At 69.1% G+C, this 15,908-nt stretch carries 11 protein-coding genes; 7 read left to right on the forward strand and 4 right to left on the reverse strand.

Going from position 1 to position 15,908, the window contains the following annotated elements:
* Positions 1-4 precede the first annotated feature (4 nt).
* Positions 5-4,609 (reverse strand): DUF6531 domain-containing protein, encoded by a 4,605-nt coding sequence (locus ACFWR9_RS27475; protein WP_383846560.1) that lies wholly within the window; start codon positions 4,607-4,609, stop codon positions 5-7.
* A gap of 342 nt (positions 4,610-4,951) precedes the next feature.
* Between ACFWR9_RS27475 and ACFWR9_RS27480 the strand changes: the two genes are divergently transcribed.
* Both ACFWR9_RS27480 and ACFWR9_RS27485 read left to right on the forward strand, forming a co-directional pair.
* A complete protein-coding gene (locus ACFWR9_RS27480; RefSeq protein WP_383846561.1) occupies positions 4,952-5,611 on the forward strand; it encodes a hypothetical protein in 660 nt (219 codons plus the stop codon).
* A 44-nt stretch (positions 5,612-5,655) separates the two neighbouring features.
* A complete protein-coding gene (locus ACFWR9_RS27485) occupies positions 5,656-6,630 on the forward strand; it encodes a hypothetical protein (protein WP_383846573.1) in 975 nt (324 codons plus the stop codon).
* A 117-nt stretch (positions 6,631-6,747) separates the two neighbouring features.
* Here the strand turns inward: ACFWR9_RS27485 and ACFWR9_RS27490 are convergent, their stop codons facing one another.
* Both ACFWR9_RS27490 and ACFWR9_RS27495 read right to left on the reverse strand, forming a co-directional pair.
* Positions 6,748-7,206 carry a type II toxin-antitoxin system VapC family toxin gene (locus tag ACFWR9_RS27490; protein WP_383846562.1) on the reverse strand — a complete coding sequence of 153 codons (459 nt, stop codon included), beginning with the start codon at positions 7,204-7,206 and terminating at the stop codon, positions 6,748-6,750.
* On the reverse strand, positions 7,196-7,465 hold the full coding sequence (locus tag ACFWR9_RS27495) for a type II toxin-antitoxin system Phd/YefM family antitoxin (protein ID WP_383846563.1): 270 nt from the start codon (positions 7,463-7,465) through the stop codon (positions 7,196-7,198). The genes ACFWR9_RS27490 and ACFWR9_RS27495 overlap by 11 nt, the downstream gene beginning before the upstream one ends.
* A 273-nt stretch (positions 7,466-7,738) precedes the next feature.
* Between ACFWR9_RS27495 and ACFWR9_RS27500 the strand changes: the two genes are divergently transcribed.
* Together ACFWR9_RS27500 and ACFWR9_RS27505 are read left to right on the forward strand one after the other, a co-directional pair.
* On the forward strand, positions 7,739-8,611 hold the full coding sequence (locus tag ACFWR9_RS27500; protein ID WP_383846564.1) for an LLM class flavin-dependent oxidoreductase: 873 nt from the start codon (positions 7,739-7,741) through the stop codon (positions 8,609-8,611).
* A gap of 64 nt (positions 8,612-8,675) precedes the next feature.
* Complete coding sequence (locus tag ACFWR9_RS27505; RefSeq protein ID WP_383846565.1) at positions 8,676-9,476, forward strand: class I SAM-dependent methyltransferase; 801 nt, start codon at positions 8,676-8,678, stop codon at positions 9,474-9,476.
* A gap of 14 nt (positions 9,477-9,490) precedes the next feature.
* On the opposite strand, the gene ACFWR9_RS27510 is transcribed toward ACFWR9_RS27505, so the two are convergent.
* Positions 9,491-10,690 (reverse strand): winged helix DNA-binding domain-containing protein, encoded by a 1,200-nt coding sequence (locus ACFWR9_RS27510; protein WP_383846566.1) that lies wholly within the window; start codon positions 10,688-10,690, stop codon positions 9,491-9,493.
* Between the two features lie 1,058 nt (positions 10,691-11,748).
* On the opposite strand from ACFWR9_RS27510, the gene ACFWR9_RS27515 reads away from it, so the two are divergent.
* The 3 genes from ACFWR9_RS27515 (at position 11,749) to ACFWR9_RS27525 (ending at position 15,732) form a co-directional block, all read left to right on the forward strand.
* A complete protein-coding gene (locus ACFWR9_RS27515; protein ID WP_383846567.1) occupies positions 11,749-13,074 on the forward strand; it encodes a PhoH family protein in 1,326 nt (441 codons plus the stop codon).
* A gap of 428 nt (positions 13,075-13,502) precedes the next feature.
* Positions 13,503-14,201 (forward strand): transglycosylase SLT domain-containing protein, encoded by a 699-nt coding sequence (locus ACFWR9_RS27520; protein ID WP_383846568.1) that lies wholly within the window; start codon positions 13,503-13,505, stop codon positions 14,199-14,201.
* Positions 14,202-14,352: 151 nt separating this feature from the next.
* Positions 14,353-15,732 (forward strand): AI-2E family transporter, encoded by a 1,380-nt coding sequence (locus ACFWR9_RS27525; RefSeq protein ID WP_383846569.1) that lies wholly within the window; start codon positions 14,353-14,355, stop codon positions 15,730-15,732.
* Positions 15,733-15,908: the final 176 nt, after the last annotated feature.

Below are 15,908 nucleotides of genomic sequence, written 5' to 3' on the forward strand. Positions count from 1 at the left end.
CCTTCTACATGTTGGGCAGTCTTCTGCTGAAGGACCAGCCGACGTCGTCGACGGCCTCGATGAGCACGTGACTGGGGACACTGCCCCCGTTTGCGTACTCGGGAGTCACACTCATGGTGACAGTGTTGCCCGTGCCTCTTACGTGATCGGCAATGAGGTCTTCGGCGTCTGAGATGGGGCCGTTGTTCTGACTGGACCCCTGGGTGACGATGTTCCGCATGTCTCTTCCATCGCCACCGAACTGCTGCCCGATCAAGTGCCCGCGCGAGTGCCCGGCACCCCCACCCTGGAACCCCGGAGGGGCATAGCGCGCGCCTCGTCCAGGCGGACTGCCGATGAGGTTGGCAGCAGCGTCGTCCAGCGTCTGAGGGGTGACAACGGCGTAGGCGGGTCCGCGCTGTCCGTTGGGTGCGATTTCGCTGTAGTAGGGGCTCAGGCCGAGAAGATCGACACCGGTGTGCGGATTATCCACATACGTGACCGGATTGGGCGCCGGTGCCAGGCCGAGCGGGTCCGGCGTGAGATAACGGGCCGTCTCGGGGTCGTAGTGCCTGAAGTAGTTGTAGTGCAGGCCCGTCTCGGGGTCGTAGTACTGCCCGGGGAAACGGAGGGGTGTGTATGCGGTGGCGTCGGCGTTCCACGCAGTGACGCCCCAGAGTGTGGACCGTTTGTGCCAGACGATGTTTCCCTCTTCGTCGACAAGCTCAGTCGGGCTGCCGACCAGGTCCGTGACGATGGAGAAGAAGCGGGAGTCGATTTCCTGCTGGGACGTGTCAGCGCTAAGGATGCGTTCCGTCTGTGCGACGGGATGGAAGCCGTCGTGATCCCACGTCGTGGCCACGCGACGTGCCCCGCCCCCTATGTCGGCCGTCTGCTCGCACAGAACGGCTCCGTCCCACGTGAAGTCGGTCTGCTCAGCCACCGTCTCGCCGTCCGGTGCCAGTCGTTGCTTGGCGAGGCGCCGGCCCAGCGGGTCGTAGACGTAGCGCCAGTGGGTGCCGTCCGGAGTACGGACGGATGTCAGCCGGTCCTCGCAGTCCCAGCTGTAGCACCACGTCTGCGCCCCACGCGAGAGGTGCTTCTTCCGACGCGCCACGACGCGGCCCGAAGCATCGTAGGAGTAGCGCGTTCGCCCCGCCCGAGTGATCCGCGTCCCCGTGTAGGCGCGGGAGCCGGTCGCCTCCGCGCCGGGATGGCGGTCGGGCCACGACGCAGCCGTCACGTTGCCCGCCTCGTCGTAGGCATAGCGTTCGGACCACTGTTCAGCACTCACCGCCGTGACCCGGTGAGCCGCGTCGAGTTCGAACCGGCGGGCCCCGGAATGGGAGTCTTGTACGCCGATCAGGTTTCCGTCGGTTGCGTAGGCGTACTCCCGGTGCATCAAACCCTGTTCGCCGCGCACAAGGCCCTGTGTCGTAAGTCGCCCCAGGTCGTCGTACGTCTGGGTGAATACGGTGCCGCCCCTGGTCAGCCGGGCGGTCTCCAGGCCAGACCAGTCCTGTTGGAACTGCAGGTCATGACCCGAAGCGTCGAGTCGCGAGCGGTTGCCTGCCGCGTCGTAGCGCCACGTGCTCGTAGCCCCGGACGGTGTCGTGCGGCGGGTCACTCGCCCCAGCGGGTCGTACGCATACGTCGTCTGTCTGCCGTTGACCGTCTCAGAAGTGACGTTGCCGTTGGCATCGCGCGTGAGGATCAGCTCCGCACCAGGGGTCGTGGCCGACGTCAGATGTCGGTTCAGGTCGTAGGCGAAGTGGGTGACGCGTTCGGCGCAGCGCTTCTCCACCAGGTCACCGACGGAGTCATAGACGTAATTCACGGTGTGGCCGGAGCTGTCGGTGCGTGAGGTGAGGCGCCCGGCCGCGTCATGGGTGTACGAGAGACGGCGTCCGTCGAAATCAGTCTCCGCCACAAGTCGCCCTGCCGCGTCGTGCTCGTAGGTCCAGACCAGTCCGTGAGGGTTGGTCACCTGGACAAGTCTCAGGTTGTGGTCATGGAGGAACTCGTAGCGCGCCCCATCGGGGCCGATGCGCGCCGATGGCAGGTCGAAGTGGGTGTACTCGAAGCAGGTGGTTGCACCGGCCGGAGTGGTGTGGCTCGTGCAGTTACCCTCTCCGTCGTAGGTCCACGATTCGGTCTGACCGTCGGGCGTCGTCAGCCCCGTCAGACGGCCTTCGATGGTCCAGGTCAGCCGGGTGATCCGGCCTCGGGGGTCGAAGTACTCAACAACTCTGCCGAAGGCGTCCCGCCGCCATGTGGTGGTGGCGCGCAGGGTGTCCGTCGTGGCGATGGGCAGGCCGGCGGCGTCACAGCGCACCGTCCGTACGCCGCCGAGATCATCGGTCACCTCTCTGACAGCTCCGTCGGAGTCGTAGGTGAACCGGGTGACTGCCACCGAAGGATCCACCAGGGCTGTGCAGTTGCCACGGTCGTCGTACTCTCGGCGCCATGCACCTCCGTCGGGTCGCTCGATCCTCTCGAGGAGGTCTTCCGAGTTGTACGCGAAGCGGAATGCCGCCCCGTCCACACGGACCAACTCCGTGGGCCGACCGGAGCCGTCCCGGCTGAGTGTCGTTCGGTGACCGAGCGCGTCGGTCCGGGATACGACGTGATGGTGTTCGTCGTAGGACGTCAGCACCGTGCCGCCAAGGGCGTCGATCTCGGCAGTGACCTGGCTTGCACCGTTGACGACGAAGCGGCTGACCGCGCCTTCGGCAGTAGTGAGGGTCGTGATGAGGCAACCCGGCCACTCGGGGCTCTGGCCGTCGTAATCGAGTGTGACGGTGATGTGCCCGGCTTCACCGCCTTCCGCGACGCAGCGGTCCCGGTCATCGTAGGTATACGAGTAGCGGCTGTCGTTCGTGTCGGTCCACGAGACCACGCGGAGCCGCTCGTCGTAGGCGAAACGCAGAGGGAGCCCGGAGGAGTCGTAGACCTCCGTGAGGTTGCCGTCGGTGTAGCCGTAGCGCTTGACGAGCACGTCTGAACCGTTCTCACCGGCCCCGACCAGGGTCAGAGCGACGACCCTTCCGTCGTCAGTCGTCAGACCGAGGTGATATCCGGCGGAGTGGCGGATGGCCGAGGGAGCCCCTTCGGCGTCGTAGTCGAAGTGCAGCGTGTGCTGATTGCGGTCGGTGATACGAGCGAGCAGTGCGATGCCGTCGCCGGAGGGCTGGGCGAAGTGGCGGACCCGACCTGTCAGATCGTCGATTCGGTAACCGCCGTCCTTCCCGAGGACGAGAGGCCACCGCGGGCCTGCGTCTGGCAGTACCGGCTTGTGGGGGGCGCCGGGATGCTTGTATGCCAGCAGGAGTCCGTCCTCGGTGACGAAGACGATGCCCGCCTCGTCGATCTCGAGGCGCTGGTCGATGGTGGAGGCCCAGGTCGGGCCGAACCACCAGCCGCATCGGTAGTCAGAGGCGACGCGGCGTGTGAAGGCCAGAGGAAGAGAGCCAGGAAGTTCCACATCGAGCTGTGACAGATACATGGCGCCGGTAGCCATGTCGACGGGGTCACTGCCCTTGCTGCGGATCACGCTCCTGAGCCGGTTGTAGGCGCCCTTGGCGCCGTTGGTCAGCATCCCGCGGGCGCTCTTGCCGAGCCCTTTCAGTCCTGCGGTCATGCCTTTGAGGCCCATTGCGCCGGCGGTCTTGAGACCCTTGGCGAGTCCGCCGAGGGTGGTCAGGCCTTTCATGCCGGGTATGCAGTCCAGCGCCGCCAGCCCCACGTCCCACAGGGACGCTTGGCCCTTGCTGTATTTGTAGAGCGTGTCGGCCAGGACGACGAGGGCGGCGACCAGGACGATCGCGCCCAGGATCGGTCCGCCGATGATCATCGCCACGATGCCGACGACCGCGACGACGACCTTGCAGACCGCGACGATGTTGTCCCAGTTGTCGGAGAACCAGTCGCCGACGTCCTCCCACCACGACCGGTTCTGGATGCCGGCGTCGGACGCCTCGTCGATCTTGCTCTTGGCCTCGCGGGCGGCGTCGTCACGCATCTTGCGCGCGTCCTCGGCCATCTTCTTCGCCGCGTCCAGGGCGCCCTGGGCGGAGTCGACGGCCGACTGGGCGTTGGTCTGCGCGGTCTTGGCGTGCTGGGCGTCACGGGTGGCAGCGCGGACCTTCGCCTCGTCCGGCTTGTCGGCGTCGGACTTGCTGCCGGTGGGGTCGTCCTTGTACTTGTCGGCCTCCTTCGACGCCCGCGTCACCCACGAGTCCGCCGAGGACAGCTTCGAATGGGCGGAGGACAGGTCGTCGCGTGCCTCGCGTGCCTTGACCAGCGCCTTGTCGGCGAGGGTCTGGGCGCGCTCCAGCTTCGGCCAGAAGTCGGCGAGGGCGTCGCCGCACATCCCGTACGACTTCTCCAGCTTCTTCAAGTTCTTCGGAACCCCGGAGAACTCCTCCTTGAAGACCGTCGCCGACTTGCCCGCCCACTCCGCCAGCGTCGACTCCCCGGCCATGCCCTTCACCAGACGCAACGCCTCCGACACGTCGTCGGCGAAGTCGTGCAGTGTCCTCGCGAGCGTGCGCACTCGCTGCGGATCCCCCGGGGTCGGGTCCTTGTCCAGGTCCAGGACATGCCAGTCACTCGGCCTGTGGCCCACCATCACGCAACCCCCGTCAGCCCACGCGCATCAACAACAACCGTATGCACACGGAAACTTACAAGGCACGACAGTTCGACGACAGGGGTACCGGACCAGCTGCCGGGTGATGGGAGGCGACCCGTCGACCTCCTGTTGCTCCGCTGGGTGAGGCGGATCTGTCGTCTGATCGTTCGGGCAGCGGCACCTTCCTGGTGAGCCGCTTCTCCGGCCGAAGACGCCTGCTCCGCGGCTGCTTTAGCTCGCAGGCGACTGCAGGGAGGCAGGTTTCCTCTGGTGTCCCTCGGCCCTGGTGGATAGCGTTACTTCGCTGAAGAGAACCCTCGTCCCACCCAGGAGCCCACCGTGACTCGCCGCCGCCCCTCCCTACTCGCAGCGCTCACGCTGACCGCCGCTGCGGCCCTGACGCTGTCCGCGTGCGGAGGCGACGACAGTTCCTCCGACGAGAAGGACAAGATCGCAGGTGCTGACACAGGCAGCGAGCCGTCGACGTCACCCAGCGAGTCCGCTCCGGCTGAGGCGGACCGGCCGAAGATCGAGTTGCCGACCGATGTGACGTACAAGTTCGAGTGGGACAAGACCGGTGATCCAGTCAAGGATGCCGTGCTGCATGATGCCGAACAGCGCATCAGGGCCGTGGACATGGCCATTGCGGAGCAGGACCCGCTTCACGAGGCCTATCGCTTCTACTCCGAAGGCGAAGCTGCCGCTGGAAGCCAGAAGTACATCCAGGACTTCATTGATCACAAGGCGCGTACGACCGGCATGACTCGCTACTACGGTGAGAGCGTGAACGTCAAGGGCGACGGTACCGCTTCACTTGTGTACTGCGAGGACCAGAGTAAGGCGTTCAACAAGTTCCTTAAGACGGGGAAGACTGACGTCACATCGGTGACGAAAGACAGCTACGTCCTGTATGCAGGCACTCTGCGCAAGAACGGCAAGGGCGTCTGGGTTACGGAGCGACTGGTTTCGGAGCGGGGGAGCTCAAAGTGCCAGCCATGAAGCGAAGTAGATTTCTGGTTCTGCCTGTTGGCCTGGCCACCCTGATGCTTTGTGCTGTTGGCCCAGCCCACGCGGAAAAGGGCTTCGGTGGCGGAACGGACGGGGAGACAGAACAGCGCGCCGACACTGGCGAGGATGGATCCGTCTCCGTAATGGTCAAAGGTGTCGTCTTCGATCATTCGAAGAACGGTAGCGGCGATTCAGCTGGTGCGGTGACGTCGACCACCTCGTGGTCGCCGCCGGCCTGCTGGTATGCCCCCAAGTACACGCCGAAGCAGCTCCAAGAGTATCTGGAACCGATCTGGGAGGTCGGCTCTACGGGGTACGAGTGGGACGCCAAGCAGCGGGAGAAGTACAACGCCAAGGACGAGAAGAAGGGCTTCAACAAGGACAAGACCGGCAAGGGCTACTGGTGGGGGACGTACGTGAACAAGAGCTACCCGCCGGGCTGGGACTCGTGTGACAAGGACTACTTCTGGGTCGACACGGGCGACCCCCCGCCCGCAGACATCGAGAACGCCGTCACCCCGGAGGTCCTCGCCGAACTCGCCTACGCGGAGATCCGCGTCCCGGGCACCGAGGTGACACTGGCGCCGACAGAAGCGACCAAGGTGAACCTGCCGACGTGGGCGTGGCTGGACGGTGCCGAGTTCAAGCCCGTTTCGGTCACCGCGTCCGTGGAGGCCATCGGTATCAATGCGACGGCCACGGCGGAGCCGGTCTCACTGGAGATCAAGCCGGGCACCCCGGATGCCGAGACGTATCCCGCGTCGGGCGTATGCGAAATCAACGATGGTCGCATCGGTGCGCCGTACGCGAAGGGCAAGGCGGATGCCACGCCACCGTGCGGAGTGAAGTACCTGCGTTCCTCGGGCGACGGCACATTCCCGCTTCAGGCGACGGTCACGTGGGAGATCCACTGGACTGGGAGCGGTGGGGCCGGAGGTGACCTCCCCGACGGCGAGTTCGGTGCAACTCAGAATGTCGTCGTCCAGGAGATCCAGGCCGTGAACCGATGAAGCGCCACCTCGGCCGGCCTCACGTTCCCAGAACCGCTCGGGTGACCGCGCTTGCCCGGGCGCAGATGGGGCAGGGGCGTGCGGCGCTCCACCGTCAACCGCTGATAGGCCTCGCCGTCAACGGTCGTGGAGAACTCTCGGCCGGGTGACGGGGGCGATGGTGAGGAGGGCGTCGAGGCCTCTGAAGTCGTCGGGATTGGTGGTGTAGAGGGGGAGACCCTCGGCGATGGCGATCGAGGCGATCATCAGGTCGGCGACCCGGCGCCGGGGTTTGCGTCCCACGCTGATGACGGCGGCGCAGACGCGGCCGTAGACCCGGGCGGCCTCCGCGTCAAAGGGGAGGGGATCGAATTCGTTCTCCGCCCGCTGGACGACGTCGATTCTGCGGGCCCGCTCGGCGTGCTCGTCGTAGTCGTCCTGCTCGGTGTTGCTGCGGACCTCGTGAGGTCCGGCGGACAGCTCGGCCAGGGTGACGGCGGTGATCGCCATCTCCGCCGGCAGCTCCTCCGGGTCGATCCAACGGCGCAGGATCATGATGTTGGTGTCGAGAAGGCCCTGCTGGTGCTCACCGGGCATAGGGGTCGTCCGTGCCGTGCTCTGCGGTCGCGTCCTGGTCGGCGCGGAAGGCGTCCAGAGAGAGGTCAGGGGCGGTGCGGGACATGGCTGCGAACTCCCCGCGCGGGACGAAGCGGCGGCGCCGGCGCAGAGGGATGAGCTCGCCGATGCGGTGTCCGTCGCGGGTGACGATGAAGGAGCGGCCGCCCTGGACGGCGTCCATGATCTCCTTCGACCTGGTGCGCAGGTCGCGTTGGGTGATCTCGGGCTGTGTGCTCATGCCCCCATGCTAGCGGGGTGTGCTATCCGGTGCTACGCGGTGACGCGGAGCCTTGCTCGCCCCGGTGCCGTCGCCCCCTGGGCGAACCGCCTCCGCTGGTGTCCGGCGAGCGGTCGTGGGCGTCGCGCCGAAGTTCACGCCGTGCCCTCGACGAAGCCCAGGACCGTCCCCTGGTCGAAGTGCCGGGCTGCCGCCTCCTTCCTGGGGGCCGTCCAGTAGGCGTAATCGCTTAATGCTGTTGTCCCGTGGCCCGGCCGAGGGTAGGAAGACGGCATGACTGGACTCGGTGCCGTATTCCGCCCCCAGCTCGCCCCAGAGCGGCTGCGTTCCGTCGCTCGTGTTGCCGATGAGGCCGGGCTGGAGGAGTTGTGGCTCTGGGAGGACTGCTTCCGCGAGGGTGGGATCTCCACCGTCGCCGCCGCGCTCGCGTGGACCGAACGGGTCCGGGTCGGGGTCGGGCTGCTGCCCGTGCCCCTGCGGAACGTGGCCATCACCGCGATGGAGGCCGCCACCCTGCACCGGATGTTCCCCGGCCGGGCCGTTCTCGGCGTCGGGCACGGGGTGCAGGACTGGATGGGGCAGGTGGGGGCGCGGGCCGAGTCGCCCGTCACGCTGCTGCGCGAGTATCTGCTTGCCCTCCGGGCCCTGTTGGACGGACAGCGGGTGACGACCGAAGGGCGCTACGTCCGGCTCGACGACGTCGCGCTCGACTGGCCGCCCGCCGGAGCCGTCGAGGTGTTCGCCGGCGCCACCGGGCCCCGTTCGCTGCGGCTGGCCGGTGAGGCCGCCGACGGGACCGTACTCACGGCGTCCACCCCGCCCGACGGGGTGCGGCGGGCCCGGCGGCTCATCGAGGAGGGGCGGGCGGTCGGCGGGCGGACGGACGCGCACACCGTCGTCGTCTATCTCCTCACCGCCACCGGGTCCGGCGCGGGCGAGCGGCTGCGGGCCGAACTGGTCGCCGAGGGCGACGCGGACGTGCCCGGTCTCGGGGTCGCGGGGGACGCGGAGGCCGTTGCCGAGGCCGTGCGGCGGTTGGCCGAGGCCGGCGCCGACACCGTGATCCTCCAGCCGACCGGGGACGAGCCCGACCCGGAGGCGTTCGTGCGGTTCGCCGCCGAGGAGATCCGGCCCCTGGTGAAGTAGGCCTCCTCCTAATCCCCCCCGTCCACGCGCGCCTTCACCCCACCCATTGAACGGATCCGCCCGCATGTCCGCCCAGCCTCACCCCCGTACCTTCGACGACCTCCTCGCCGAAGGCGCCTCCGTGCCCACCGAAGGGTGGGACTTCTCCTGGTTCGAGGGGCGGGCCACCGAGGCGCGGCCTTCCTGGGGGTACGCCCTGTCCATGGCGGGGCGGCTGGCCGAGGCCACCGCCGTGCTGGACGTGCAGACCGGGGGAGGGGAGGTACTGGACTTCGCCCTCCAACAGAGCGGGGCCGACCGCCGGCCCCCGCTCGTCGTCGCCACCGAGGGATGGGCGCCCAACGTCGCCAAGGCCACCCGACTGCTCCGGCCGCGCGGTGTCCCGGTCGTCGCCTCGCCCGACGACGCGCCCCTGCCCTTCGCCGACGGCGCCTTCGATCTCGTCGTCAGCCGGCACCCGGTCCAGCCGCACTGGGGCGAGATCGCCCGCGTACTCGCGCCCGGCGGCACGTACTTCGCCCAGCACGTCGGTCCCGCCAGCGTCTTCGAGCTGATCGAGTACTTTCTGGGGCCGCTGCCCCAGGAGAGCTACGGCCACCGCGACCCCGAGCGCGAGCGTGCCGACGCCGAGTCCGCCGGGCTCGAGGTCATCGGTCTGCGGGCGGAGCGGCTGCGGATGGAGTTCCGCGATGTCGGCGCCGTCGTCCACTTCCTGCGCAAGGTCGTCTGGATGGTCCCCGGCTTCACCGTCGAGGAGTACCGCGACCGGCTGCGCGACCTGCACGAGCGCATCGAGGCCGAGGGTCCCTTCGTGGCGCACAGCACGCGGCACCTCTTCGACCTGCGCAAGCCGCACGGCAGCTGAGCCCAGGCCCACCTTCAGGCGTGCGCCCCCACCCGCACCTCCCCGATCACCAGCTCCGCACGCGCCTCCAGCACCGTCCCCACCTGTTCCGCCCGCACCGCCAGTTCCCGTTCCTGCCGTGCCGTCAGGCGGCCCAGAGGTTCCACCGTGACCGTCGTCCGGCGGCCCCGGCGCAGCTGGTGCCAGACGCCCGCCGCGACCCCGTCGACCAGCAGTACGGGGAAGTTGCCGGCCTGCCCGCCCGCGAGCGCCCGCGTGTAGGCCGCGTCGGGGAAGAGCAGCTCCCGTGGCTGGGCGGCGATGACGTACGCGTCGAAGTACGGCAGCAGGCGTACCCCGCGTACCAGTTCGTCCCGCTCCTGGGGGTCCGGGAAGTCGGTGTCGCCGGCCGCCACCCACGCCGGTGTCCCCTCGAAGTCGACCTCCTCGATCTCGCCCGCGCCGGCCAGCTCGTCGTACAGGCCCCTCGCCCAGGCGGCCGGCGCGGCCAGCCAGCGGGCGAAGTGCTGGGGTGTGGCGGGGCCGTACGCGTGCAGGTGGCGGCGGGCCAGGAGCCGCGTCGCCTCCTCGGGCGGGAGCGGGGTGAAGTGCGGTGGGCGGGTGTACGTCACCTTGCGGCCGCGGTTGGGGCCGAAGGAGAGGGCGCCGCAGTGGCCCGCCCGGTGCAGGACCTGGCGCCAGCGCGGCCACATGGTCTGGAAGGCCGGCATCACCAGGTCGCCGGCCCAGGGACCGGTGCGGGCGACGACCTCCTCGCCGAGTTCGTCGATGGTCAGGAACCTGCCGTCGAGCGCGTCGCCGATCGCCGTCACGACCTGCTCGGCCTGGTCCTCGGCGAGCCGTACGTCGGGCGCGGAGGAGCCCGAGCCGTCGGGGATCGCGGGCAGCGCGGCGCACCACATCGGGAGGTCGCGGGCCGGGAACAGGTGCACCGTCCCGCGCGGGCCGTGCGTCTTGATCAGTGACGGGGCGGGGGCGGGCGCGGTGGGCGAGCCGGCCGGCCACAAGGCGTTCCGTACGGCCACCCGGGTGATGTCCTCGGTCCGCAGACCGACCGACAGTTCGGCCGCGGACAGGACCTGGGCGTGGACGCCGAGCATCGCGGCGGCCACGTCGGCGGCCGGGGTGCCCGTTCGGGCGGACTTGGCCAGGAACTGTCGTTCGAGGCGCCGTGCGTTCGCGGCGGCCCAAGTGATCCGCGTCGTCTTCGTCATGAGGTGACGTTAGGGGAGTAGTAGGACGGTTTCTGTCCCAGTGGGTCGGGGTGGGGGTCGGAGCATTCCGGGCGTAAAGGGCGTGCCTTCGCAAACGTCGGGGTGGCCGGAGTGAGGGTGCGAAATCGCCCGGCCATCCTCACGGGGTCTCCGCATCGTTATTCATCGTTGTCCTCCTCGGATCCGTTCCGGACCGGCGGGTCACGTAAATTCGAACCAGGTAATTCGCGTGAGCAAAGCTGCGCGTGTGGCACCGCGCAGTGGAGGGGGCTGCGCGGTGCCGGGTCAAGCGGGCGTGTGCCCCGCGTGTCACCCGGTCGGGGGACGGGGGTGGCCCTGGGGCCGGCCCTCTCGTCACTCCGCTCACCTGTGAATCCGCCGTGTATCCGGTGTGTATCCGGTGTGTATTCGATATCCATCCGGATTCGGCTGGGTTTTGGCCATGATTCAGGGCGGAATGGGCGCTTCCGGGGGCATCCCGGCGTCGCTGGGTGACTCCGGAGAGTAGTTGTGGCACGCCGATGCACGCAGCATCACTTACAAAGGGTTATGGTGGAAACCCCCCCCTCGGGCCGGTCCGTATCCCCCCCACGGACCGGCCCGTTTTTTCTGCCCGGCCACGGGTCCGCCTGGCCCACCCCCCCGCCTGCCCGTCGGCCGCGCTCTCGTCGCAGGCTCCCTACGGGCTCCCTACGGGCTCCCTACGGGCTCCCTGCGGGACTCCCGTAACGAGGAGTTCACCGGTGCGCCCTCCTGAGCCGTGGCATGGCGGCGCTCGTTCCAGGGCATAAGGCAAGCAGGTCGACGCCCGAACCACGGGTGTCGGATCTCAGCGGACGGCACGGAGCCGTCCGCCCGGGAGGCCCTTTGCACCAGCCCCACCGTGCGGTCACGGCACGGAAGACGCGGCGGAGGACCGGCCCACGGTCCGCGCCAGTGCAGGGCGGCCCCAAGGGCCTGCTGGACGCAGGCCCTCGTCCGGTCGGCTCGTTACCGCCCTCCCGGCCCAGCGTCCACTCCGTCGCTCCCCGACCTCTTCCGAGGGGGTACGTCCTTCCGTGGTGACCAGCACAAAGCGCCACAAGCCAGATCGGCGCACCTACGTTCTCGACACCAGCGTCCTGCTGGCCGACCCGAACGCTCTGCACCGCTTCGACGAGCACGAGGTCGTGCTCCCCATCGTCGTGGTCACGGAGCTGGAGGCCAAACGGCACCATCCCGAACTCGGCTACTTCGCCCGGCAGGCCCTGCGCCTGCTCGACGAGTTCCGGGTCCGGCACGGTCGCCTCGACGCCCCCATTCCGATCGGGGACCTCGGCGGCACCGTCCGTGTCGAGCTCAACCACTCGGACCCCAGCGTGCTGCCCACCGGCTACCGCCTGGGGGACAACGACTCCCGCATCCTCGCGGTCGCCCGCAATCTGCAGGCGGAGGGGTTCGACGTCACCGTCGTGTCCAAGGATCTCCCGCTCAGAATCAAGGCGTCCTCCGTCGGTCTGCTCGCCGAGGAGTACCGCGCGGAGCTGGCCATCACGGACGCCTCCGGCTGGACCGGAATGTCCGAACTGACGCTGCCCGGCGAGCAGGTGGACATCCTCTTCGAGGAGGGGCACGTCTACGTCCCCGAGGCCGCCGAGATGCCCGTGCACACCGGTCTGACCATCCAGTCGGAGCGCGGCAAGGCCCTCGGCCGGGTCACGCCCGACGGCAACGTCCGGCTGGTGCGCGGCGACCGGGAGGCGTTCGGCATCAAGGGCCGCAGCGCCGAGCAGCGGATCGCGCTCGACCTGCTCCTCGACCCGGACGTCGGCATCGTGTCGATGGGCGGCCGGGCCGGCACCGGCAAGTCGGCACTGGCGCTGTGCGCGGGCCTGGAGGCCGTGCTGGAGCGCCGGCAGCACCAGAAGGTGATGGTCTTCCGTCCCCTCTATGCGGTGGGCGGGCAGGAGCTCGGCTATCTGCCGGGGTCCGAGGCCGAGAAGATGAGCCCCTGGGCGCAGGCGGTCTTCGACACGCTGTCGGCGGTCACCAGCCGCGAGGTCATCGAGGAGGTCACCGCGCGCGGGATGCTGGAGGTCCTGCCGCTCACCCACATCCGCGGGCGCTCGCTGCACGACGCGTACGTCATCGTGGACGAGGCCCAGTCCCTGGAGCGGAATGTCCTGCTGACCGTGCTGTCCCGGGTAGGCGCCAATTCACGGGTCGTACTGACCCATGACGTGGCCCAGCGGGACAACCTGCGGGTGGGGCGGTACGACGGAGTCGTCGCCGTGGTCGAGAAGCTGAAGGGGCATCCGCTCTTCGCGCACGTCACCCTGACGCGTTCCGAGAGGTCCCAGATCGCGGCGCTTGTGACCGAAATGCTGGAGGACGGTCACATCTGACCCATCCGAGAACTCCGACCCGACACGGGCCGGTTACCCGACAGTCGGCGCCGTCCGGAAAGGCCAAGAGCCTAGCCGGGCGGCGCCGCGGTGTGTGTGCGTTTCCGGGAATCCCCTGGGCCAAACGGGATGTGAGCTTTCACACGCAACGCAGAATTGCCTCACCCCGTCGGGTTACGGCAGAGTCTCATTCCTGTCAGGCCCCGCATACGACACACCTGTACCCCCAGCGGTACGGCACCACAGAAGCACCAGCCTCAACTCCATAGCAGCGTCGTATGCCGCCCGAGCACCACACGGCGCTCTCCGCGAGGGGAGTTGTCCACCGGGCCCGTGTCTCCCGTGACCAGTAGTTGAGGAGGCCAGCGCCAGGGGCACGATTGCGTCCGCGAGGGTCACCGAAGCGGGCGATGCTGGAAGGAAACCGTGTGAGCCGGATCTCGGTCCGGGGATTCGCAGTGGCCTCGGCCACGGCAGTCACCGCTGTCGGAAGCGTCGTCGGAGTTGCCTCGGGCAGCACCGCCCAGAACAACGACGCGGAGGCGACGGCAGCCGGCACGACGCTGCTCGCGGACATCCCCATGGGTGAGCAGGCGCAGGTGCAGACCGCGTCCCTGACTCAGCAGGCCGACGTGCAGGCCATCGCCGCGGACGCGAGCGCCAAGAAGGGCGCCGAGGAAGCCGCCCGCAAGGCAGCCGCCAAGACCGCCGTGGCCAAGCAGGAGAAGGCCAAGGAGGCGGCCGAGGAGGCCGCCAAGAAGCGCGAGGAGGAGAAGGAGGCGGCCAGTCGCGACGCCCAGCGCGACTCCACCAGCTTCACCGTCCAGAGCTCCTACAGCACCGGCCAGATCCAGGCGATGGCCCGTCAGATGGTGCCCAGCGGCCAGTGGCAGTGCTTCAGCAACATCGTGGACCACGAGTCCAGCTGGAACTACCAGGCCGTCAACCCCTCCTCCGGCGCCTACGGTCTCTTCCAGGCGCTCCCGGCGGGCAAGTACTCCTCCGCGGGCGCCGACTGGCGCACCAACCCGGCCACCCAGATCAAGTGGGGCCTCAGCTACATGGACAACCGCTACGGCAGCCCGTGTGAGGCCTGGTCCTTCTGGCAGGCCAACCGCTGGTACTGAGCCCGCCGTCCGCCCGGCGCGGACACCGCTCAACCTCGCGAAGCCCCTCCCCGTCCTACGGTGAGGGGCTTTCGCGTTCCCGCCATGTACGGTCGGACCGGACCGACTCCAGGGGGGAGTGGTGGGGAAAGACGGGGGAAGAGGACGGATCATGTCGCGAGTGCCAGGGTGGCTCGGCCGGCTCGGCGCCGGACTGACGCAGATGAGCGGGCGGTTGGAGCAGCGCCGCCAGGAGGCGCGGCGGGACGACGCCGACGAGAGGCGGGCGGCGGCCTCCGACCAGGAGTCAGCGCCCCTGGAGGACGCGGCTCAGGAGTACGCCACCACGCACCACGCGGTCGTGGTCCGCGACCGCCCCGACCCCGCGCAGGCCGTGCCCTGGGGCGTGCGGGTCGCGGCGGAGGCCGGGTGGCGGCTGCTGGTCCTGGCCGGCACCGTGTGGGTGCTCATGCGGGTCATCAGCGCCGTACAGCTGGTGGTGCTGGCGTTCGTCGCCGCGCTGCTGATCACGGCGCTGCTCCAGCCGGCCGTGGCGTGGCTGCGCCGGCACGGGGTGCCGCGCGGGCCGGCCACCGCCCTGACCGCGATCCTCGGGTTCGTGGTGATGGGCCTGATCGGCTGGTTCGTCACCTGGCAGGTCATGGAGAACATCGACAACCTCTCCGACCAGGTCCAGGACGGCATCGACGAACTGCGCAACTGGCTGCTGAACAGCCCCTTCCACGTCACCGACAAGCAGATCAACGAGATCGCCGCAAACCTGCGCGAGGCGGTCGGCGCCAACACCGACCAGATAACCTCCGCCGGTCTGGAGGGCGTCACGGTCGTCGTCGAGGCGCTCACCGGCATCCTGCTCGCCGCCTTCTCGACGCTCTTCCTGCTCTACGACGGCAAGCGCATCTGGCAGTGGACGCTGAAGCTGGTGCCGGCGGCGGCCCGGCCGGGCGTGGCCGGTGCCGGTCCGCGCGCGTGGCGGACGCTGACGGCGTATGTGCGCGGCACGGTGATCGTGGCCCTGATCGACGCCATCTTCATCGGCCTCGGCATCTACTTCCTCGACGTACCGATGGCCGTCCCGCTGGCCGTGTTCATCTTCCTGTTCGCCTTCATCCCGCTCGTCGGTGCGGTGATGTCGGGCGCGCTCGCGGTCGTGGTGGCGCTGGTGACACAGGGCATGTTCGCGGCCGTCATGACGCTCGCCGTCGTGCTGGTCGTGCAGCAGATCGAGGGCCACATCCTGCAACCGTTCATCCTGGGGCGCGCGGTGCGGGTCCATCCGCTGGCGGTGGTGCTGGCGGTGGCCACCGGCGGCATGGTGGCCGGCATCGGCGGCGCGGTGGTCGCCGTACCGCTGGTGGCGGTGACGAACACCGTCGTGGGCTATCTGCGGGCGTACTCCCGCGAGGCCGCCGTACGGCAGGCGCCCAAGCCGCGCGGGGCGACCGCCACGGACGTCCCCCCGGCGACGGATCCGCCGCCGAAGCCGCAGCCGCCGGAGGTGGAGCCGGCGTCGGACGCCTCCCCGGCGTAGGCCCCGGCGGCACCGACGCCTCCCCGGCGTAGGTCCCGGCGGCACCGACGCCTCCCCCGGCGTAGGCCCCGGCGGCACGACGGTCCTGACGACGCGGGCGGGGGCCGCCCCCCGCACGGGTTCAGGGCGGCCCGCGATAGAGGGGCCGGGGGGGCGCAGTCGGGTAGCGCGCGCGC

Origin of the sequence: Streptomyces sp. NPDC058534, assembly GCF_042717365.1 — a bacterium.
GTDB lineage: Bacteria > Actinomycetota > Actinomycetes > Streptomycetales > Streptomycetaceae > Streptomyces.